This window comes from Psychrobacter sp. I-STPA6b, from assembly GCF_020662265.1.
Classification (GTDB): Bacteria; Pseudomonadota; Gammaproteobacteria; order Pseudomonadales; family Moraxellaceae; genus Psychrobacter.
Map to the genome: position 1 here is coordinate 1 of NZ_VEWM01000139.1, position 446 is coordinate 446.

Below are 446 nucleotides of genomic sequence, written 5' to 3' on the forward strand. Positions count from 1 at the left end.
GCCGCTTTTTCGTAAATTACAGTCAAGGATTTAAAGGACTTTTAAACAGCGATTTCGATTATCAAAAAGTGCAACTTTATTACAAGCAACCCATAATTATCGGACCACTTGGAAGAACCAATTTAACAATGGAACTTGGAAAAACCTTTGGTAAAATTCCATTAGGATTGCTAAGCGTTGTACCAGGAAACCAAACCTATTTCATAATTGGAAATACGTTTAGTAACCTTAATTTTTATGAATTTGTTGCCGACGAATACGCAACATTCGTTTGGGAACATAACTTTAACGGTAAAATTTTCTCACGAGTTCCATTCATGAGAAAACTAAACTGGCGCGAAATTATAGGTTTAAGAACCGTTTACGGAACCATTTCTGACGAAAACAAACTAATCAACGCCTCAGGTTTGCAATACAACGCGCCAACAAAAGCCTATTACGAATAC

The 446-nt window shown here is 35.9% G+C and carries 1 protein-coding gene; it reads left to right on the top strand.

Annotated features, from left to right (window positions below; translation table 11 throughout):
- Positions 1 to 446, top strand: a 446-nt coding sequence (locus FHK88_RS14055; RefSeq protein WP_227431347.1) for a DUF5686 family protein, incomplete at both ends; no start/stop codon positions are given.